Source organism: Sodalis sp. RH22 (assembly GCF_047324165.1).
GTDB lineage: Bacteria > Pseudomonadota > Gammaproteobacteria > Enterobacterales > Enterobacteriaceae > Acerihabitans.
This window is the reverse complement of sequence record NZ_CP178731.1, coordinates 4376211-4397489: the sequence shown is the minus strand read 5'-3', so window position 1 is coordinate 4397489 and position 21279 is coordinate 4376211. Positions and strand designations below refer to the sequence as shown.

At 61.7% G+C, this 21279-nt stretch carries 19 protein-coding genes; 6 read left to right on the top strand and 13 right to left on the bottom strand.

Annotated features, from left to right (window positions below; all coding sequences use genetic code 11):
• Positions 1–69: 69 nt before the first annotated feature.
• The 4 genes from feoB to ACL2XN_RS19810 all read left to right on the top strand — a co-directional run bounded on the left by feoB (position 70) and on the right by ACL2XN_RS19810 (position 5636).
• On the top strand, positions 70–2376 hold the full coding sequence (feoB, locus tag ACL2XN_RS19825) for a Fe(2+) transporter permease subunit FeoB (RefSeq protein ID WP_413729323.1): 2307 nt from the start codon (positions 70–72) through the stop codon (positions 2374–2376).
• A 12-nt stretch (positions 2377–2388) separates the two neighbouring features.
• Positions 2389–2637 (top strand): FeoC-like transcriptional regulator, encoded by a 249-nt coding sequence (locus tag ACL2XN_RS19820; RefSeq protein WP_410013222.1) that lies wholly within the window; start codon positions 2389–2391, stop codon positions 2635–2637.
• Between the two features lie 281 nt (positions 2638–2918).
• Positions 2919–4604, top strand: a complete 1686-nt coding sequence (locus tag ACL2XN_RS19815; RefSeq protein WP_413731003.1) for an alpha-amylase family glycosyl hydrolase — start codon at positions 2919–2921, stop codon at positions 4602–4604.
• 66 nt (positions 4605–4670) lie between these two features.
• Entirely contained in the window at positions 4671–5636 is a 966-nt protein-coding gene (locus tag ACL2XN_RS19810) for a LysR family transcriptional regulator (RefSeq protein ID WP_410013221.1), read from the top strand.
• Here the strand turns inward: ACL2XN_RS19810 and mdcH are convergent.
• From mdcH to bioH, 10 genes are all read right to left on the bottom strand, one after another.
• Positions 5602–6531, bottom strand: a complete 930-nt coding sequence (gene mdcH, locus ACL2XN_RS19805; protein WP_410013220.1) for a malonate decarboxylase subunit epsilon — start codon at positions 6529–6531, stop codon at positions 5602–5604. The genes ACL2XN_RS19810 and mdcH overlap by 35 nt on opposite strands.
• A gap of 6 nt (positions 6532–6537) precedes the next feature.
• Positions 6538–7182 carry a malonate decarboxylase holo-ACP synthase gene (locus tag ACL2XN_RS19800; protein WP_413729322.1) on the bottom strand — a complete coding sequence of 215 codons (645 nt, stop codon included), beginning with the start codon at positions 7180–7182 and terminating at the stop codon, positions 6538–6540.
• 17 nt (positions 7183–7199) lie between these two features.
• Positions 7200–8159 (bottom strand): AEC family transporter, encoded by a 960-nt coding sequence (locus ACL2XN_RS19795; RefSeq protein WP_410013218.1) that lies wholly within the window; start codon positions 8157–8159, stop codon positions 7200–7202.
• 174 nt (positions 8160–8333) lie between these two features.
• Positions 8334–9140, bottom strand: a complete 807-nt coding sequence (gene mdcE, locus ACL2XN_RS19790) for a biotin-independent malonate decarboxylase subunit gamma (protein ID WP_410013217.1) — start codon at positions 9138–9140, stop codon at positions 8334–8336.
• A complete protein-coding gene (locus tag ACL2XN_RS19785) occupies positions 9137–9973 on the bottom strand; it encodes a biotin-independent malonate decarboxylase subunit beta (protein ID WP_413729321.1) in 837 nt (278 codons plus the stop codon). The genes mdcE and ACL2XN_RS19785 overlap by 4 nt, the downstream gene beginning before the upstream one ends.
• The gene (mdcC, locus tag ACL2XN_RS19780) at positions 9966–10265 is read right to left on the bottom strand and encodes a malonate decarboxylase acyl carrier protein (protein WP_410013215.1); all 300 of its coding nucleotides are present in this window, start codon (positions 10263–10265) and stop codon (positions 9966–9968) included. Before mdcC ends, ACL2XN_RS19785 begins: the two co-directional genes overlap by 8 nt.
• Before the next feature lie 25 nt (positions 10266–10290).
• Entirely contained in the window at positions 10291–11142 is an 852-nt protein-coding gene (locus ACL2XN_RS19775; protein WP_413729320.1) for a triphosphoribosyl-dephospho-CoA synthase, read from the bottom strand.
• Complete coding sequence (mdcA, locus tag ACL2XN_RS19770) at positions 11142–12803, bottom strand: malonate decarboxylase subunit alpha (RefSeq protein WP_410013213.1); 1662 nt, start codon at positions 12801–12803, stop codon at positions 11142–11144. Before mdcA ends, ACL2XN_RS19775 begins: the two co-directional genes overlap by 1 nt.
• Before the next feature lie 244 nt (positions 12804–13047).
• On the bottom strand, positions 13048–13317 hold the full coding sequence (locus ACL2XN_RS19765; protein ID WP_410013212.1) for a DUF1471 domain-containing protein: 270 nt from the start codon (positions 13315–13317) through the stop codon (positions 13048–13050).
• Positions 13318–13386: 69 nt separating this feature from the next.
• Positions 13387–14175, bottom strand: a complete 789-nt coding sequence (gene bioH / locus ACL2XN_RS19760) for a pimeloyl-ACP methyl ester esterase BioH (protein WP_413729319.1) — start codon at positions 14173–14175, stop codon at positions 13387–13389.
• A gap of 40 nt (positions 14176–14215) precedes the next feature.
• On the opposite strand from bioH, the gene gntX reads away from it, so the two are divergent.
• Together gntX and nfuA are read left to right on the top strand one after the other, a co-directional pair.
• Positions 14216–14902 (top strand): DNA utilization protein GntX, encoded by a 687-nt coding sequence (gntX, locus tag ACL2XN_RS19755; protein ID WP_413727583.1) that lies wholly within the window; start codon positions 14216–14218, stop codon positions 14900–14902.
• A gap of 59 nt (positions 14903–14961) precedes the next feature.
• Entirely contained in the window at positions 14962–15537 is a 576-nt protein-coding gene (gene nfuA, locus ACL2XN_RS19750) for a Fe-S biogenesis protein NfuA (protein ID WP_410013209.1), read from the top strand.
• Between the two features lie 121 nt (positions 15538–15658).
• Here the strand turns inward: nfuA and malQ are convergent, their stop codons facing one another.
• The 3 genes from malQ to ACL2XN_RS19735 form a co-directional block, all read right to left on the bottom strand.
• Complete coding sequence (malQ, locus tag ACL2XN_RS19745) at positions 15659–17761, bottom strand: 4-alpha-glucanotransferase (RefSeq protein ID WP_410013208.1); 2103 nt, start codon at positions 17759–17761, stop codon at positions 15659–15661.
• A 9-nt stretch (positions 17762–17770) separates the two neighbouring features.
• The gene (gene malP / locus ACL2XN_RS19740) at positions 17771–20176 is read right to left on the bottom strand and encodes a maltodextrin phosphorylase (RefSeq protein WP_413729318.1); all 2406 of its coding nucleotides are present in this window, start codon (positions 20174–20176) and stop codon (positions 17771–17773) included.
• Positions 20177–20513: 337 nt separating this feature from the next.
• A complete protein-coding gene (locus ACL2XN_RS19735) occupies positions 20514–21272 on the bottom strand; it encodes a DeoR/GlpR family transcriptional regulator (protein WP_410013206.1) in 759 nt (252 codons plus the stop codon).
• Positions 21273–21279 lie beyond the last annotated feature (7 nt).

Sequence of the window (21279 nt, the reverse complement as noted above, 5' to 3'; positions counted from 1 at the left end):
CCTGGTCCTGACGCCGAACGCGGTTCGCCCGATATAGGGATCATTTCTGTTTATGGATATTTACAGGCTATGAAAAAGCTCAGCATTGGTTTAATCGGTAATCCGAACGCCGGCAAAACCACGTTATTTAATCAATTAACCGGCGCGCACCAGCGGGTCGGCAATTGGGCCGGCGTCACGGTTGAACGTAAAGAGGGCTTTTTTGTCAGCGCTGGCCATCAGGTGGCGGTAATTGATTTACCGGGCACTTATTCATTAACCACCCTGTCGCCGCAATCCTCGCTTGACGAGCAAATAGCCTGTCGTTTTATATTCAGCGGGGAAGCCGACGTGCTGGTGAATGTGGTCGACGCCTCCAATCTTGAGCGCAACCTGTACCTGACCCTGCAGATCCTCGAGCTGGGCATTCCTTGCATCCTGGCGCTGAATATGCTGGATATCGCCGAAAATCAGCGGGTGGTCATTGATATCCCCATGCTGTCACGGCGGCTCGGTTGCCCGGTGGTGCCGCTGGTCTCCACCCGCGCCAGGGGCATCGGCGCGTTAAAACAGGCGATAACCCTGGGAGCGCGGCCGAGGGAACCGTTCCAGGCGCCCTATCCGGCGGATATCCTGCGGGCGGTGCGGCATTTACTGCCCATGCTGCCGGCCGAACTGCCCGGGGTCCAGCGCCGCTGGCTGGCGCTGCAACTGCTGGAGGGGGATGTTTACGCCCGCGCCCGCTTCAGCGCCGCGGCCGGTCAGCTAGACCGGATGACGGCCACCCTGGCGGACGATCCGTCGCTGCTGATCGCCGATGCCCGTTATCGCGGCATCGCCGCGATCTGCACGGCGGCCAGCAACGGCCATCTGACGGCGGCAAACGCCATGACCGCCAGGCTTGACGCCGTGGTGCTTAACCGCTGGCTCGGGGTGCCCATCTTCTTTTTTGTCATGTACCTGATGTTCCTGCTGGCCATCAATGTCGGCGGCGCGCTGCAGCCGCTGTTTGACATCGGATCCGCCGCCCTGTTTGTCGACGGCGCCCAATGGCTCGGGCATACGCTGGCGTTTCCGCGCTGGCTGACGGTGTTCCTGGCCCAGGGCGTTGGCGGCGGCATTAATACGGTGCTGCCGCTGATTCCGCAAATCGGCATGATGTATCTGTTTCTCTCTTTCCTCGAGGATTCCGGCTACATGGCGCGCGCGGCGTTTGTCATGGACCGGATGATGCAAGCGCTCGGGCTGCCGGGCAAATCCTTCGTGCCGCTGATTGTCGGCTTCGGCTGCAACGTCCCCGCGGTGATGGGGGCGCGCACGCTGGATGCACACCGCGAACGCCTGATGACCATCATGATGGCGCCCTTTATGTCCTGCGGTGCCCGGCTGGCGATTTTCGCGGTGTTTGCCGCGGCGTTTTTCGGCCAGGAGGGGGCGACGGTGGTCTTTTCGCTCTATCTGCTCGGCATTGTCGTCGCGGTGCTGACCGGACTGATGCTCAAGCACACCATCATGCGTGGCGAGGCCATGCCGTTTATCATGGAGCTGCCGGTGTACCACGTGCCGCATCTCAAAAGCCTGCTGTTGCAAACCTGGCAAAAGCTCCAGGGATTTGTACTGCGCGCGGGCAAAGTGATTATCGTCGCCAGTATGTTTATCGGCGCGCTCAACAGTTTTTCGCTGCGCGGCGCGGCGGTGGATGATATTAACGACTCGGCGCTGGCGTCGGTCAGCAAAGTGCTGACGCCGCTGCTGGCGCCGATGGGCGTTCACGCGGATAACTGGCAGGCGACGGTGGGCCTGGTGACCGGCGCCATGGCTAAGGAAGTGGTGGTCGGCACGTTGAATACCCTGTACACCGCCGAACATATCGCCGCCTCGCCCTTCGACCCGCAGCGTTTTGATCTGGCGGCGGAATTGACCGGTGCGCTGGCCGAAACGTGGCGCAACCTGAAAGACACCTTCAGCCTCAGCGTGCTGGCCAATCCGATTGAGGCCAGCAAAGGCGACGGCGAGATGAACGGGCGCTCCATGGGCGTGATGGCCGGAAAATTCGGCAACGCCGTTGCCGCCTACAGTTACCTGATTTTTGTGCTGCTGTATGTTCCCTGCGTGTCGGTGATGGGCGCCATCGCCCGTGAAAGCAGCCGGGGCTGGATGACGCTGTCCATCGTCTGGGGCGTTAACGTCGCTTATTCCCTGGCCACCCTGTTTTACCAGGCGGCGACATTCACTGCGCACCCGGCCTATAGCGCCCTTTGTATTGGCGTGGTCCTGCTGTTCAACATGGTGTTTATCGCAACGCTTTACCTGATGCGCCGCCGATTTGACGTTTCCCTGCCGCCGGACGGAGGATGCGCGCGCTGCGCCACGCCAACCGGCGGCGGTTGTCATTAAAGCGCGCCGCCGATGGCCGATCTGTTGCGATTACGCGATGCCCTGGCGCTCCGGGGCCAGGCCGACGCTCGCCAGTTAAGCGCGCAGCTCAATCTGTCCGCCGCCATGACGCAGGCCATGCTTGAACAACTGGTGATGATGGGCAAGGCTGAACGCCTGCGCGTCGCGGCGGGAGCCGACCTGCCTGCCGGGTGCCGGCACTGTCCCCAGGGCGGCGGTTGCCGAACGCCGGTTTACCGGCTGACGCCACGGCGGGATTAACCTTCCCGGCGCCGCCCCTCCCCCCCCGCTCCGCGCCGCAGCGTATCGGACTGCTCCGCAAATGTGTTTCCCCCTCTCCGGCGGCGCACGGACCGCCAAGACCCTAACCCGCTGTTAATCGGGTTATTTATCGACCCGTCGCGGCCAATATCGCCGGCGGGGGCGTCATAAGAAGAAATAACAGGGTTTGCGCTTTTCTTGCGAATGGCTACATTGACAACATGGCGTCAACGCCACGGTCATGCTGTTTCAGGACGTCGTCACTTTTACAAGGTGCCATGATGGAAGCCATTACCCATTTACTTGAAGAGATTTACGCCTCATCCCTGACCCAGGCGCAGCTGGACACCATCAAGAGTAAAATCAGCTTTGCCAAATCGACGCAACAGCAGCCACGCAAATTACACTGGGATGAGCAGGACGTCGTGCTGATTACCTATGCCGATCAGTTTATGGAAGCGGAACAACCCACCCTGGCGACCCTGACCACCTTTTTTGAACAGCGGCTCCAGGACACGTTTAACCTGGTGCACCTGTTGCCGTTTTATCCCTATTCGTCGGACGACGGTTTTTCGGTCATCGACTACCATCAGGTCAATCCCATCGTCGGCAGTTGGCAGCATATCAGCCGGCTGAATCAATCCACCCGGCTGATGTTCGATTTCGTCTGCAATCATATTTCCGCGCACAGCAAATGGCTGGCGGGCTACCGGGAACAGCAAACGGGGTTTGAAAACTTTTTTATCAACGTGCCGCCCGCCACTGATTTAAGCACCGTGACCCGCCCGCGCACCTCGCCGCTGTTGACGCCCTTTACCATGAAGGAGGGGGAAACCCGCTATCTGTGGACCACCTTCAGCGCCGATCAGGTTGATCTTAACTTTGCCGATCCCCACGTGCTGATAAGCATTATCGGGGTCTTGCTGCATTACCTGACGCAGGGGGCGGATTACATCCGCCTCGACGCGGTGGGCTATCTGTGGAAGGAAATCGGCACGCGCTGCATCCACCTGCCCAAGACCCATCTGCTGGTCAAGCTGATGCGCGCCATCGTTGACGAAGTGGCGCCCGGCACGGTGATCATTACCGAAACCAACGTGCCGCATAAAGATAACATCAGCTATTTCGGCAATGGGCGGGACGAGGCGCAAATGGTCTATCAGTTCCCGCTGCCGCCCCTGGTGCTGCACGCCATCCATAACGGCAGCAGCCGCGCCCTGCGCCAGTGGGCGGCAACCCTTGACACCGGCAATCCCCACATCACCTTTTTCAATTTCCTCGCCTCCCACGACGGCATCGGCATGAACCCGCTGCGCGGCATCCTGCCTGAAGTGGAAATCAACAGCCTGGTGCGCGATCTGGAATCCGAGGGGGCGCTGGTGTCCTATAAACAAAATACCGACGGCACCACCAGTCCTTATGAAATCAACGTCACCTTTCTTGATGCCCTTAACCGGCGCCAGGACACCGACGATACGCGCCTGGCGCGTTTTTTGCTGGCGCACGCCATTCTGCTGGCGTTTCCCGGCGTACCGGCGGTGTATATCCAAAGCATCCTCGGCTCGCGCAATGATTACGAGGGGGTAAAGGCCGCCGGCTACAACCGCGCGGTGAACCGGGAAAAATATCCGCTGAAGGCTATCGAAGCGGCGCTCGCGGACGAAACCTCGCTGCGCTCGCGGGTATTTCATCATCTCAGCGATGTGATCCAACGGCGCCGCGGACAGCCGGCCTTTCATCCGGATGCCGCCATGGAGGTGCTGGAATGGGATAACGCGCTGTTTGCTTTTTACCGCCGCGCCGCCCGGCAGGCCATTTTGTGCGTTTTTAACCTCAGCGCCAAAACCATGACCTGCACTTTACCGCCGGGACGCTACCGGGACGTGGTAAATTATCGGTTATTGACGGGCGATACCCCGCTGAGCCTGGCGCCGTATCAATTCTTCTGGCTGGAAACCCTCGCCTGACTCCACGCGACCGGTTTCGGGGCCGCCCGTGCCGAACACTTTTCCCGTCGGGATGGGACCCCTGTTATGATCGATAACGATATCACTTTCCGTAAGCTTGAGATTTTCCTGGCATTTATGGATAAGCGCAACATCAGCCGCACCGCCGATCTGCTGGGGCTCAGCACCGTCAGCGTCCATCGCGCCCTGCATACCCTGGAAGAAGGCGTACGCTGCCCGCTGTTTATCCACCAGGGACGTAATCTTTCACCGCTGCCGGCCGCCGAGACCCTGGCCGAGTATGCCCGCGAGGTCTCGGACCTGATGCGCAAGGGCATTGAGGAAACCCGCAAATGCGGCGGTATCGGCCAGGGCCGGCTGAAACTGGGCACCATGTACTCCCTGACCCTCGATACCATCCCGCGGCTGATTATGGGCTTAAAACTGCGGCGCCCGGAGCTGGAGCTGGAACTGCTGATGGGATCCAATCAGGATCTGCTGGTGAAGCTTGAGGATCAGCAGCTGGACGCTATCCTGATTTCCATCAGCGATACGCAGATCGACCCCGCCCGCTTCGAGACCCTGCCGCTGTTTATTGATGACATTTACCTCGCCGCGCCGGCCTCGTCCCGGCTGTATGCCACGGGACCGGCGGATCTGCGCGATTTCAAACACGAAAAATTTGTTTCGCTCACCGAAGGATTCGCCACGTATCATGGTTTCCAGGAAGCGTTCCATATCGCCGGATTCGAGCCGCAGATCGTTACCCGGGTCAATGATATTTTCTCGATGATCAACCTGGTGCAGGCGGGAGTGGGTTATACCCTGCTGCCGGGCCGCATGAAGCGTATTTATGAACATTCGGTGCGCCTGATGACGCTGTCCGCCCCGTATCAAATGCGCCAGACCATCGCCCTGGTATTTGCCCGCAGCCGCGAGCATGACCCCGATATGCTGGCGTTGGTGGCGGAAGGCCGCATGTACGCGCGCGATCACGGCGACATCGGCGGCGGGCCGCTTAACGCCGCGTCAACCGCCCGGCCAGCGCCGTAATCAGCGACAGCGGATTCTGGCTGAAGGCAATGGCCTCGCCCTGCGCCATCACGCGCTTGGTCAGGCCGGTGAGTACCGCGCCCGGCGGCATTTCCACCGCCAGGCGCACGTCGCGCTCATAGGCGCTGATCATGGCGTCGCGCCAGTGCACCGGCCGCGCCATATTCAGCGCCAGATCCTCGGCGATGCGGTCCGGCTGCCATAAAACGCGGCCGGTGCTGCCGCTCAGATACCCGATGTCCGGACGCCTGAGCGCGACCCCGGCCATGGCGGCGGCCAGTCGACGCGCCGGTTCGCTGAGTAATTCGCAGTGCGACGGCACGCTGACCGCCAGGCGCTGGGTGCGCCCCGCGCCCTGTTCACGGCATAGCGCGCAGGTTTGCGCCATCGCCGCCTCGCTGCCCGCGATGACAAACTGATCCTCGGCGTTAAGATTGGCCAGGTATACCGGATTATCCGGCCGATGCACCCGGGCGATAATACGCTCAAGCTGCGGCTGGAGCAGGCCGCTGATGGCCGACAGGCCGTAGCCGTCAGGATAGGCCTGCTCCATCAGCTCGCCGCGCAGGGCCACCAGCCGCAGCCCCGCCTCGAACTCCAGCGCCCCGGCGATGACCGCCGCCGGAAAGGCGCCGATGGATAATCCGCTGGTATAATCCACCTGTACGCCGGCGCGCAGGATTTGCCGGGCATAGACCACCCCCGCGATAAACAGGCATATCTGTACGGCGCGCGTGGCGCGCAGCGCGTCGCCGCTATCGAGATCAAGCACCGGCTCGCCCAGGATGGCCGACGCGCGGTCCAGCAGGCGGCGGGTGTCGCCATCGTCGGGTAGCTGGTGCAACATGCCGGGGACCTGCGGCCCCTGGCCGGGAAAGGTCAGTAACATTTTCATAGGGCGTTATTTTCCAGTAGGGTGCGCATGGCCGCTATCCCAGGGATTGTCCGTCAGGATGGGACCGCGCGCGGTCTTAACCATCACCCTGCCGCCGCGCAGCCATTCCGTCAGCGCGCAGCCGCCCTGCGGCGTCTCCAGCTGAATATCGGTCCGGCAGGGCAACGACGGCAATAGGTTCAGCAATGCGGCGAAGTCCCCGGGCGCCGCCGGATGCGGGCAACGAATCAGTAAATCCAGATCGCTGTCCGGCCGGCTGACCGGTAAACCGGTGGCCAGCATATAACCGCAGCTGCCGGTGACGCCCCACGGCCACGGCCAGTGCTTCGCCGCCAGCAGGCGCAGCGCACGCATTACCGGCAAGGCCTGGGCATCGGGGGTGGCGGCGAATAATAACCGCGCGATCAGCATCTCGGGGGTCACGACACGGGTAACGGCGTCCGCCGGCACCCAGGCCGCGGCGCGCTGCGAGCGCAACGCCCCGCGCAGGCCGACCGGCACCCGTTCCCCGCTGGGATCGCTGTCGCGCCGCACGACCAGCGGCAGCGCCGCCAGCCCCAGCGCCGCCGCCCAGGCGGGCGCGGCCTGGCGCCAGATAAGCCGCTGCGGATTATCAATCCATAACAGATCGTGCGGCCGGGGCATTGGCATGGTCTTGCTCCTGCCGGCTACAGGCCGGCGGTCAGTGAGATAAACAGCGGCAGGGTCAGGATACAGAGCACCGAGCTTATCAATAACGTCGCCTCGGCATCCGGCGACTGCACGCCGAAACGGTTGCCGAACACGATGCCAAAAAAGCCCGCCGACAGCGCCACCATCAGCACCGCGGTAATCGCCACCGTGCCGGTGATGCCGAACAGGTACAGCAGTCCCCAGGTAATAAACGGCTGCACCAGGTTTTTCGTTACGCACGAGAGCAGCACCGGCGCGTTAATCTTCAACTGGCGCGCGGAGAGGATCACCCCGGTCAAAAACAGCGCCGAAGCGGTGGCGGCCAGGCCCAGGGGCTTGATCGACGCCAGCACGATATCCGGCATTTTGATCCCAATGGCCGAGAGCAACACCCCCAGCAGCGGTCCCCAGACGATGGGTTTGGTCACCGAGCGCCACATCAGCACCGGCAGCAGCATCAGCGTGGATTTTTGGTTTTCACCGCCGGCGCGCGCCTTTTCACGTTCCAGGATCAGCAGGCAGAACGGCGTCATCAGCACCGAACCGCAGGCGATGGAGACCGCCACCGACAAAGAAGTTCCCGGGGTTTCACCCAGCACGCTGCCTAAAATCGGCAGGCCCAGGGCGGCATAGTTCGGCAAGGCCACCGTCAGGGTTAACACCGCGGCGTCCTGGGGGGATTTCTTAAAGCCCAGGGTGCAGATAAAATACAGCGCGGCATACGCAATCCACATGGACAGCACCAGCAGCAGGATCAACGGCGACTGCGAGATAATGCCGTGCCAGGACGTTTGTACCGTGGCGCTGAACAGGGCGGCGGGCAGCGCGAAGTCCATAACAAAAACGTTAAGCAATGAAACGTTGGAGTTCACCACCATTTTCGCCTTGCCGGCATAATAGCCCAGCAGCATAATCACAAAGATTGGCGCCAGGGCATGAATAATAATATAGGTCATATAACCGCCTGAAATTAAGCAAAAAAATAAATGGCCAGCACCGGCGCGATGTGTTTTTTATGATACGTTCCCCGCCGGCGGCGGCGCGCGGCGGACCAGGATAGCGCTAACGCTATCCCCGCTTACGCCGGCCGCCGGGGGGACGGCAGATGTGTTACCGGTGCTGGTTCGTGGCTACCATTCCTGGCGCATGCGTTCCCTGACAAGCACAGAGCTGCGCCGGTTTTCCGCGCCCAGCCGGTTGGCCAGGCCGGTGCCCTGCTTCAGCGCCTGGTCAATGGCCTGTGAAAGCGCGGCGCGCACCCGGGCCAGATCGTCATCGCCGGCCCGATCGGGATCGCGGATATCCATCAGCTGCGCCAGCAGGCCGAGCGTGGCGTAATTGTTGATGTCGTAGGCCATCGGCGGGATGGTCTTGGCCAGTTTTTCCAGCGCGTCCACCGAGCGCAGGGTAATGCGCGCGGCGGATTCTTTGCCCATGGCATGGACCATCACCGCCGGGTCGTTAAAGGCGATCAGCGCATTGGCCTGATACCCGTGGGCCAGGAACGCGCCGGACATGGCTTTACCGACAATCAGCGCAATCACCGGGTGACCGGCCAGACGCGCCTGGGCATAAGCCGCGGCGGCCCCCGCCAGCGCCTGGTGGATGCCAAAGGCTTCCTCGCGGCGGCCGTAGGCCTGGCTCGGCACATCCACCACCGCCACGATGGCGCGTTTAACCGCGTTATCCCGATCCTGTGCTATGGCCTCCGCCACCACTTCCCCCAGCGTCCAGCCCTCCAGTAGACCCACCTCGCCGCGCGCCGCGCGCGGATAATGATTGCCGGCATCCGGCACCACGGCGACGTAGCGCACCGGCCGATCGTTAAGGGTGCCGTCGGCGACTTTTACCGAGGCGCATTGGCCCTGGCGTTGGCGCGCGCCGTCGGTCAGCAGGGAGAACCAATAATCTCCCCGGCTCAGATAGGTGCTGTTCATAGGCGATCCTCCCGGGTAAACAGCGCCAGTAGCTGCTGCTTATCCACTTGTTTACGGGTATCGAATTGATTGAGGCGATCCAGGTAGGCGCGGTAGTCGTCGGTACGCAGCCGGGCGGGCACGCCCTGGCGCAGGAAGGCCAGCGCGGCCTGCTTCACGTCCGCCACAGAATCCGCCACCAGCGCGTCGACAAACCCGGACTGGTAACGCGTTTCGCCGCCGGTGAGGCTCCAGATAAACGGCCGATCGCGGGAATCGTATTCCTCGATGCCCGCCTCCTGCTCAATCACCTGCGGGCCGTTCAGCCCCAGGCGCGCTTCGCGGGTGACGATCAGCCGGCTGCACAGCGCGGCGGCAATGGACATGCCGCCGAAGCAGCCCACGGTGCCCGCCACGATACCGATAACCGGCGTATAGCGCCGCAAATCGACAATCGCGGCATGGATATCGGCGATGGCGGCCAGGCCCAGGTTGGCCTCCTGCAGGCGCACCCCGCCGGTTTCCAGCATCAGTACCGCCTGGGTGGGAATGCCGTTGCGGTTGTCTTCCGCCGCCAGCTCCAGGGCCGCGGCCATTTTAGCGCCGGACACCTCGCCCATGCTGCCGCCCTGGAAAGCGCCCTCGATGGCGACCGCCACGGCGGGCTTGCCCTCGATGGTTCCACGGGCCACCACCATGCCGTCGTCCGCCTGCGGGACGATGCCCTGCGGTTCAAGCCACGGCGAGGTGATGTGCTCATAAGGGCCCAGCAGTTCGCGGAAACTGCCCTCGTCAAGCATGGCGCGGGCGCGCTGCCGGGCGCCCAATTCAATAAAACTGGTGCGTTCAGACATGGCTGGCCTCCTCGAAAACCTGTTCGATCCTAAGACGGGCCACGCCCGGCGTGGCGCCAAAATCATTGATATCCAGGCGTCCGCCCGGCAAGGCACGCGCGTTGCCGACCCGTTCGAACAGATGTTGCCAGCGCTGTCCGCCGCCCTCCACCGACGAGGTAATAATCACGCGCAGCGACCGGCCCGGGGCCGGTTGGTATATCGCCTCCAGATCGCCGGAGCCCACCACGCCGGCCAAGGCCTTGGCGGGCAAGGCGTCGCCGGCGGGAAAATGCAGTTCGATTCGTTCCATAACATCCTCTTGATGATGTAGATGATCAGGCGCTAACCCAATCGAGGAAAAACGTGGCCGCCAGCAGGTCTGCCGCGCCGCCCGGCGAGGCGTTATCCGCCAGCATGCGCCGCTCGAGCGCGGCCAGCGCCGCGCGTCCGGCCGGACTGCCGGTGCCGCCCGCCGCCAATACCGCCGCCGCGCCCCGGTGCATGGCGGCAAGCGCCGCCATGCCGCCCCGGCTCAGCACGCAGGTATCGGTCAGGGTGGTCATAATGGCCATTAACGCGTCCAGCCGGGCCTGCGGCTCACCGGCGCCCGCCAGCCGGCTGCTCCGCAGCTGCGGCAACGCCCGGTCGGTGATATGGGGAAATCCGCCGATGGCCTCTTCGCGCGCGCCGGGAACCTGATAGCGCTGCGTGGCCCGCTGGCCCTTGCTGAAGCTTTTCGGCTGCGCGGCGTCGGGCAGTACGGCCAGCCGCGCCGCGTGGGCGGCGATGTCCGCCGCCGTTCCCCGGCCCCCCAGCATGGCGCTGGCGCTGACCAGTAATCCCAACGCCCAGATCGCGCCGCGATGGGTATTGACGCCGCCGGTGGCGCTCATCATATGCCGCTCGCCCATCCGCCCCAGCCGGCCGATTTCCTGGCGCAGCGCCATATCGGGCGGGCGTTGCCAGCTGTGCAGCGCCAGGCGGTAAAACGTCGGCCGCAGGCTATGCGCCGAGCGCTCCATCAGCGCCAGGCTCAAATCCTGATGCGCCCCGGGACCGCGGCTGTCCACCAGGCCCGGTTTCGGGCTAAGGCGCGCTTCCTCGATCAACGCCGTTACGGCAAGCGCCGCGAGGGCGGCGGCCCGCGCCTCGGCAGCGTACGGCTGGCCTAAGGGCAAGGCGTTCATTACCAGCTCCGGAATTTAGCCGGGGGCTGATATAAGCCGCCGGACCACTCGACCAGATCGGCAATGCTGCCGGCGGCCAATAAGGAACGGCTGGCGTCGGAACGACGGATGCCCATATCTTCCGGATAAACCACCAGCTCGCGGCGGCGCAGATCGTCCACCCGTTTGGCATCGACGCCCAGGCCGATATCGGTGATGCCCGCCACCGCCGCCACCATGGCCCGACGTTCCTCCATCGAACGCGCGCGGTAGAGATAGGCGATGCCTTCCTCGGTCAGCACATGGGTGACGTCCTGGCCGTAAATCATTACCGGCGCCAGCGGCATGCCGGCGCCTTTGCCGACCTCCACCGCCTCGAGTTTTTCCACAAAGGACGGTTTAGCGCCGGCCTGATAGGTTTCCACCATTTGCACCACCAGCTTGCGGCCGGGCAGCATCGGGTCAGGCTCTTCGATCATATCCAGCCAGGCCGGGGTGGCGTGGCGCCGGCCGTGAGGATCATGGCCCATATTCGGCGCGCCGCCGAAACCGGACAGCCGACCACGGGTGACGGTGGAAGAATTGGCAAGTCCGTCGATCTGCAGGGTGGAGCCGATAAACATATCCACGGCATATTGACCGGCCAGCTGGCAGAAGGCGCGGTTGGAGCGCATCGAACCGTCGGCGCCGGTAAAAAAGACGTCCGGACGGGCGCGGATATATTCTTCCATGCCTAATTCGCCGCCAAAACAGTGCACCGTTTCCACCCAGCCGCTTTCAATGGCCGGGATCAGCGTCGGATGGGGATTAAGGGTCCAGTGCCGGCAGATTTTGCCTTTCAGGCCCAACTGCTCGCCGTAAGTCGGCAGCAATAGCTCAATGGCTGCGGTATTAAACCCGATGCCGTGGTTAAGGGACTGCACCTGGTGTTTGGCGTAGATGCCTTTGATCGCCATCATCGCCATCAGCACATGTACCGGCTTGATTAAACGCGGATCGCGGGTAAACAACGGTTCGATAAAGAACGGCCGGTCCGCCACCACCACAAAATCAACCCAGGAGCCGGGAATATCGACGCGCGGCAAATCATTTTCGTCATCCACCAGTTCATTCACCTGGGCGATAACGATGCCGTCCTTAAACGCCGTCGCTTCCACCAGCGCCGGGGTATCCTCGGTGCTGGCGCCGGTATAAAGGTTGCCTTTGCGGTCGGCCTTGAAACCGGCAATCAGCGCGACATTAGGCACTAAATCGACAAACAGGCGGGCATAAAGCTCGATATAGGTGTGAATAGCGCCGATTTCCAACTGCCCGTCTTCCAGCAATTGAGAAATGCGCAGGCTTTGCGAGCCGGAAAAGGCAAAATCCAATTTGCGGGCAATGCCCTGCTCAAACAGATCCAAATGCTCCGGCAGGCTGACGCTGGGCATGATCATATGCAAATCGTGGATTTTTTGCGGGCTGACTTTCGCCAGCATGCGTGATAAAAAATCAGCCTGCTTCTGGTTATTGCCTTCCAGCACCACCCGATCGCCGGGCAGGATCAGCGCTTCGAGCACGGCGGTAATGGCGTCGGTGGGCAACACCTTGCCGTCGGCTATAGCGCGAACCTGCTCCAGCCGGCGTTTCTTTTCAGTGCGGCGGGTATCCCAGACTCTGGGGGACGCTTGATGAAGCGGCATTATTGACCTCCTCGGTTCATAAACTGTCGCAACATGGGACAGTGGTCATAAACGGTAGAGGGAGTGTAAGGCGGTCAAGATGGGCTCATCAATTAACCCCGGCGGTCAATCGTTAGCGTAAGGGTAACGAATGCGTTGTGCCGCCCCGCGGCGGAAAAAGACAAAAAAAACCGGTATCAGCGTGAAGACCGCTACCGGATCAGGATGGAATTTATTGGCCGCGTCCGGCCCGGGGCGTCAGTCTTTATTTATAGACATCGGCGGTAGCGCTGAACCTGCCATGCTGGCGGCCGGCGATAATGACATAATATTTACCGCCTTTTTCATCCGCCCGTTTGGAGAGTATGGCCTTGGCATCCATCGGCGAGGTCGTCTTGGCGGTGGTATGCACGGTGGCAATTTTCTCGTAGCCTTTTTCCTTGGCCTCCTGCGGGGTAATTTCTTCCGCCGCCAGGGCGCTTAGGGTAAATAGCGTGCCGGCCAGTGTCATTGCCATAAAGGTTATCGTCTTCATCGGTATTCCTTCATCTCTTTTACGGTGGAACGTGCCACTAACTATAGAAGAGTTTTTGTTTAATCCTTTTCACCTGGCGTCAGGAAGTGTTTTCCCGCCGGCAAAGTCGATAATGTATTGGCAAAACAAATCGGGATGGGAAATAAAGGGCGCGTGGGCGGCTTTGGGGATCACCACGCCGCGGCTATGAGGCCAGCGCGCGTCCAGCAGCGCGGCCACCTTGCGCGGCACCAGTCCGTCCAGATAGCCGTACAGACGCAGCAGCGGCAGATCGAGCGCGTCAAGCTGCGCGCGCAAATCCGCGGTGCGCAGGATCTCCAGCCCGCCGGTTAATACCGCCACCGGCGGCAGCGGGTGCTCAAGCACCACCTGCTTTAACCGGCGGGCATCCTGGCGGGCGGTGTCGGTGCCGAGGGTTTGCAGGGCCAGGAAACGCTCCACCGTGCGGTGAAAATCCTGGCTCAGCTGCTGCGCAAAACCCGCCAGCACCTCGGGTCTGATGCCCGGCCATTGGTCGCCGGCGCTGAACCTGGGCGACGAGGCGACGGTAATCAGGCCGGCGACCCGATCCGGGCGCGCCAGCGCCGCCTGCGCCGCCACCAGGCCGCCCAGCGACCAGCCCAGCCACCACGCGCCCTCCGGCGCTCCGGCGGCCACTTCCTGCGCCATCTGCTGCAAGGACAACGGCCCATAACCCTGGCTGCGGCCGTAGCCCGGCAGATCCACCAGATGCAGGCGAAAATGCGGCGACAGCCGCGCTTCGATGCAAGACCAGACGCCGGCGTTCAGGCCCCAGCCATGCAGCAACACAAGATCAACAGAACCGCTGCCGAGGGTATGCCAATAGAGAGATGTCATCAGTTATAGTTCCCGGTACCCAGGTTATGGAGGACCTCCCATGCTAACAATCAACGCCCTTTGTTGGCTATGCCAACAGCCATTATGGTTTAGCCACCAGGGAATTTGCCGGTGCTGCGCCGGCCACCTGCTTAACCGGCGCGAGACCTGCTGCCCGCGCTGCGGGCTGCCGGCCGGAAGCCGCAGGCTTTGCTGCGGACGCTGTGTGCTGAAATCGCCGCCGTGGCAATCATTGCTGTATGTCGCTGATTACCGGCCGCCGCTGAGCCGGCTGGTAAAAAAACTCAAATACCAGGGCGGCACCGGCCTTGCGCGCGTGCTCGCCCGCCTGCTGGTGTTGCGCTGGCAGGAAGAACGCCATTTGTACGGGCGCGATAAGCCGGATCTTGTACTAAACGTGCCTTTGCATACTTACCGCCACTGGCGCAGGGGCTATAATCAAACAGATCTTCTCGCCCGGCCGCTGGCGCGCTGGCTGGGCGTGGAATACCTCAGCCAGGGACTGGAGCGCACCCGCGCCGTGGCGCCGCAGCAAACGCTGCATGCCGGCGCCCGCAGGCGCAACCTGCGCGGCGCCTTTGCCTGCCATGCCGATGTGGCCGGCAAGACCGTGGCGCTGGTGGATGACGTGGTCACCACCGGCAGCACCATGGACGAAATTACCCATCTCCTGCTGGCCCGACAGGCCAGGGCGGTGCAGGTCTGGTCAGTTTGCCGGACCTTGTAGTGCTCAGGTTAATGGGAGTATTATAACCGACTAGATTAGTCAACTATTGAGTGAATGATATGATCCGGATTACCGATGCTGCCCAGGAACATTTTGCTAAATTACTGGCCAATCAGGAAGCTGGCACCCAGATTCGTGTATTTGTCATTAATCCAGGCACGCCGAATGCGGAATGCGGCGTGTCATATTGTCCTCCCGACGCGGTTGAAGCCACCGATACCGAGCTGAAGTTCGAGAAAATCAATGCGTATGTCGATGAGCTCAGCGCGCCTTATCTTGTGGATGCGGAAATCGATTTTGTTACCGACAAGCTCGGTTCGCAGCTCACCCTGAAAGCGCCAAACGCCAAGATGCGTAAAGTCTCCGACGACGCGCCGCTGATTGAACGGGTGGAATATGTGTTGCAATCGCAAATCAACCCGCAGCTGGCAGGCCACGGCGGCCAGGTTTCGCTGATGGAAATCACCGACGATAACCTGGCTATCCTGCAGTTCGGCGGCGGTTGCAACGGCTGTTCCATGGTCGATTACACCCTGAAGGAAGGCATTGAAAAAGAGCTGCTGGAAAAATTCCCCGAGCTAAAAGGCGTGCGCGATCTGACCGAGCACCAGCGCGGCGAGCACTCGTTCTATTAACGGCGGCGCGGCCGTCGGCCTTACCGTGAATTACCGGTCCGCTGCGACGGGCCGGCGCATCCCTGCCCAAGCCCCTTTTTACCCGCCGCACGGCGCCTGAGCGCCACTGTATTACCTGCGTTTACCGCTCACCCGTCGGCGTATTGCCTATCGCTGCCTTGCGCAGGCGATCTACTTCCCTGAGCAGGCGCATCAAGGTGGGGTCGTCAAACATTTCGTCCACCTCCCGCGTCAGCTTACGCCGCCAGTTCGGATATTGATCGGTGGTGCCCGGCACATTGACCGGCAGCGCCATATCCAGCCAATCCTCGGGCTGTAGCCCCAACAGCGCCGAATTGCTGCGCGCCACGTAGCGGTGCAGCCCGCGGTTCAGCAACGGCGACATCATCACCCGGTCCGCATTGGCGCTCATCTTTGCCGGTACGCATTTCCAGGCGTGCAGGGCCGCCAGCAGCGCCTGACGCGCTTTCTGCCTATCGTCCAGCAAGAGCTGATACACCTCCTGCGAGGGGTAGATTTTCAGTTCCCGTCCCAGCCGCAGATCCTCCTGCTGCCAAAAGCCGCGCAGGGTGGCGAGATCGTGTGTGGTCAGGGTGGCCATGGCCTGCGCCATATATTCATCGGGCGGGCGGAAATGGGTGGCGTCGGTACGCTCGAACAGCAATACCTTGTAGGAGTACACGCCGGCGGCCTGCAGTTTACCGGTGATTTCGCGCGGCACGGTACCCAGGTCCTCGCCGATAACCATGCACTGCTGCCGGTGGCTTTCCAGCGCCAGCACCGCCAGCAAATCATCCACCGGATATTGCACGTAAGCGCCGTGCTGCGCCGTCTGCCCGCGCGGTATCCACCACAGCCGCAGGAGCGACATGACATGATCGATACGCAACGCGCCGCAGTGGCGCATATTGGCACGCAGCATCGCGATAAACGGCTCATAGGCCCGGGCGATGAGCACGTTCGGGTCCTGCGGTGGCAGGCACCAGTTCTGGCCCTGCGGTCCCAGCTTGTCCGGCGGTGCGCCGACCGAGGCCGCCAGGCAATACAACGTGCGATCGCTCCAGGTCTCCATGCCCCCTTCACTCACGCCGACCGCCAGATCGCGATACAGGCCGATGGGCATTTCCAGACGCCGGCTCAGGCGAAAGCAGGCGTCGAACTGGCGCGCGGCCTGCCATTGCAGCCAGCTGAAAAACAGGATTTCGTTTTCGTGCCGTTGACAGAATTCCCGCACCGCGGCGCCGTCAGCCTGCTGATACTCCGGCGGCCACTGCTGCCAGCCCGCCGAGGGATGGCCCTCGCGGGTCAGGTAACGGTGGAGCGCATCGAAGGTGGCCTGCTGGCGCAGGCTGTCGCCGCCGTCGTGGATAAACCCGCTAAATGCCCGCCGCTCGGGGTCATCGGGCGCGCGGGTGTTGAACTGCGCATAAGCGTGGGTCAGCGCCGCCAGCTTGCATTCCGTCACCTGCGGATAATCCACCAGCTCATCGGCGCGCAGGGCGGCAAGGCGCTGCTGGGTCCGCGGCGATGCCAGCCACTCTTGCGCCGCCGGGCTTTGCTGGAAGTCCTCCAGCGCGCCGACATCGATATACAGGATATTGAGCCAGCGCCGGGAGGACGGACTATAGGGGCTGGCCCAGCCGGGCGCGGCGGGATACAGCGCATGGATAGGATTCAGGCCGACAAAGGCGCCGCCGTGGCGCGCGGTGCCCTCGATCATCAAGGCCAAATCGCCGAAATCGCCGATGCCCCAGTTATGGCGCGAACGCAGGGTATACAGCTGCACGCAGGCGCCCCAGAGCTTATGCCCCGCCAGCAGCGCCGGCGGTTCATAACAGCGCGGCGGCGCCACGATAATCTGGCAGGACCATTGGCTGTCGCCGGCGCGCAGGGTGAGCCGGTGATAGCCGGGCGGCAGCGCGGCAGGCAACGCCACGTGGCCATCCACCGTCCCGCCCTGATGGCGGCGGCCCGATTCCTCGATAAGCTCCCAGCCGGCCGGCTGCGCAAGCGTCACCGGCAGCGGTCGTTCTTGGCCGGTCCTGACCACCCACACCGGCGGCAGCGCCGCCGTTCGATCGGCATCGTCGCTTAACCCCGCCATGGCGGCCAGCAGCTGCCGCTTGGTCTCCTCGCTGATGATTTTGCGCTGTCCCCAGGCATCCACATATTCCGGAATAATTCCCGCCCGTCCGGCGGACCGCTCCAATACCTTGGGATCCATCAAAACTCCTTAACGTTTTGCTTGCCAGATGCGTTGCTGATAATCGCGTATCGAACGGTCCGAACTGAAGAACCCTACCCGGGCGGTATTCAGCACCGCGCTGCGCGTCCAGTCGTCCGGACGGCGGAACAGGGCATCCACCCGCCGCTGCGCCTCGCAATACGCGGCGAAATCCGCCAGCACCAGGTAGGGATCGCCGCCCTCCTGCAGGCTGTGCAGCAGCGGTTCGAACGCATGTTTATGCTTATGGCTGAAAACACCGCTGCCCAGCTCGGTCAGCAGGCCTTTCAGCGCTTTATCCTTTTTCAGGTACTGAGCCGGTTTATACCCCACGGCCAGCAGCGCTTTGACCTCCGGGTCGGTCAGGCCGAAGATGAATATATTCTCCTCGCCGACCTGTTCGGCAATTTCCACATTGGCGCCGTCCAGGGTGCCGATGGTCAGCGCGCCGTTAAGCGCCAGCTTCATGTTACCGGTGCCGGACGCCTCCTTGCCGGCGGTGGAAATCTGTTCCGACAGGTCCGCCGCCGGGATCATCCACTCCGCCACCGATACCCGGTAATCGGGCAGGAAGATCACTTTAAGCCGATCGTTTATCTTACGATCGTTGTTGATCTTCTCCGCCACCTGATTGATGGCATAAATAATATTCTTGGCCAGGGCATAGCCCGGCGCGGCCTTGGCGCCGAACAAAAACACGCGCGGCACGATATCAAGCGCCGGGTTATCGCGCAGCTGGCGATAAAGCGACAGGATATGCAGCAGGTTAAGATGCTGGCGTTTATATTCATGCAGCCGTTTGATTTGCACGTCGAACAGCGCTTCCGGGTTGACGGTGACATCGGTCAATTGCCTGATTTTCGCCGCCAGGTAGTGCTTATTGTCGCGCTTGATTTGCTGGAACCGCTGGCGGAACTCGGTCTGGTCCGCATAGGGTTCCAGCTCCCTGAGTTTTTCCAGCCGGGTCACCCAGCCCTTGCCGATGGTGGCGTCGATAAGCTTCGCCAGCGCGGGATTGCACGCCTTCAGCCAGCGGCGCGGCGTAATGCCGTTGGTGACATTATGGAATTTTTCCGGCCAGAGCGTGAAGTATTCCGGGAACAGGTCGGTTTTCACCAGATCGGAATGCAGGGCGGCTACGCCGTTAACCGCAAAACCGCACACCACGCACAGATTGGCCATGCGCACCTGTTTGTCATAGTTCACCGCCACCTTCGGCCATATCTCTTTATCATCCGGCCAGCGCTGCCGCACCACTTTCTTAAATTCGCGGTCTATCTGCCTGATAATGTCGAAATGGCGCGGCAGCAGGGCGCGTACCAGCTTTTCGTCCCAGCGCTCCAGCGCCTCCGGCATCAGGGTATGGTTGGTATACGCGAAAGTGCGCGAGGTAATCGCCCAGGCGTCCTGCCAGGAAAGCTGATGTTCATCAAGCAGCACGCGCAGCATTTCAGGGATGGCGATGGTGGGATGGGTATCGTTGAGCTGGATGACTTCGTAATCAGGCAAGCTCTGGATCGTCCGGCCCGCCAGATGGTGGCGGCGCAGGATATCGGCTACCGCACAGGCGCACTGGAAATATTGCTGCATCAGGCGCAGCTGTTTGCCTTCCAGGTGATTATCGTTAGGATACAGCACCTTGGTCAGCTTGGCGGCGTCGATGCCGGCCTGCTCCGCTTTCAGGAACTTACCGTCGTTAAACAGCCCCAGGTCAAAGGGATGGGGATGGGTGGCTTGCCACAGGCGCAGCGGCAGGATGATGCCGTTTTCATAGCCGACCACCGGCAGGTCCCAGGCTTCGCCGTTGAGGGTAAACGCCGGTTCCCAGTTCACGCCGCCTTGCTCATTTTTCACCAGTTTGCCGCCCAGCCCCACCCGCACCGTCAGCGCCGGGTTGTGCCTGAACCAGGGATACTGTTCCCGCTGCCAGTCATCCGGCGTTTCGCATTGCCTGCCCGCGGCAAAATGCTGGCGGAACAGGCCGTACTGATAATCCAGGCCGTAGCCGGTGGCATCTTGCCCCACCGTCGCCATGGAATCCAGGTAACAGGCCGCCAGACGCCCCAGTCCGCCGTTGCCCAGGGCCGGGTCGATCTCCTGCTCCAGCAGGTCGGTAAGCTCGATGCCGTAGCCCCCCAGCACCTTTTTCACCGTATCGTACCAGCCCAGGTTAATCAGGTTGTTGCCGGTCAAGCGGCCAATCAGGAATTCCATGGAGAGATAGTTGACGTGCCTTGGATTTTTTTGGTCCTGCTGACGCGCCGGCTGCCGGGAGATTAATTCATTCACCGCCGCGCTGACCGCGTGCCACCATTGATAGGCGGTCATTTCCTGCGCTTCCTGCAGGCCTAAACGTTGCCACTGGCGGTCCAGGGCCGATTGAAAGGCGACTTTATCAAGCTTCATTTTTGGCATAAAAGCGTCTCTATCCTGTTGATAAAAGTGGGTCAACGCCGGAAACGGGCCGACAGCCTGCGCGGACTGTCATATTCACGGGATATCTCTACCGGGCGGCCGTCGCGGGAGCGACGGACCCATGTTATAAGTTATCGTAAAACAACGGGGTTTGTTCGTTTATGATCAAAGAATAGTCAAGGGCGTTAAAAAGAGGGGCGCTGGCAAAAAATTTTAATTAATTAGCGAAAAAATAATCTACCGTGGCGCGCGGCCGGTTAAAACGACCGGCGCGCCGGGGCCGGCAAGCGGCCCGCGCCCACGATGGCGCGGCCTGGCGGAACGGGGCATCCTGCCCTCAGCACAGCTCCAGCTTAACCTCGGACTGTTCGATAATGCTCATTACGCTCGGCGGCGGCAGCTCGTCGGTAAACAGAAAATCCACCAGGGACATTTTGCCCAGGTTGACCATGGCGTTGCGGCCGAATTTGGAATGGTCGGTGACCAGCATAACGCAGCGCGAGTTGTCGATAATCGCCCGCTTGGTGCGCATTTCGTGATAATCGAACTCCAGCAGCGATCCGTCCATATCGATGCCGCTGATGCCGAGGATGCCGAAATCCAGGCGGAACTGGGAAATAAAATCCAGCGTGGCCTCGCCCATAATGCCGCCGTCGCGGGTGCGCACCTCACCGCCGGCCAGGATCAGGCGGAAATCCTCTTTGGCGGTCAGCAGCGTGGCGACATTGAGGTTATTGGTGACCACCCGCAGGTTCTTATGGTTCAGCAAGGCATGGGCCACCGCCTCGGGGGTGGTGCCGATATCGATAAACAGCGTGGCGCCGTCCGGTATCTGACTGGCTACCCGCTGGGCGATGCGCGCTTTTTCCGCCGACCACATGATCTTGCGATCCTGGTAGGCCGTATTCACCGAACTGGACGGCAACGCCGCGCCGCCATGATGACGATGAATCTTATTGTGCTCGGCCAAATCGTTCAGATCGCGCCGGATGGTTTGCGGGCTGACCGAGAAATGCTCCACCAACTCTTCGGTACTGACATAACCCTGCCGCCGTACCAATTCAATAATGGCATCATGCCGCTGCGTTTGCTTCACGTTAAAT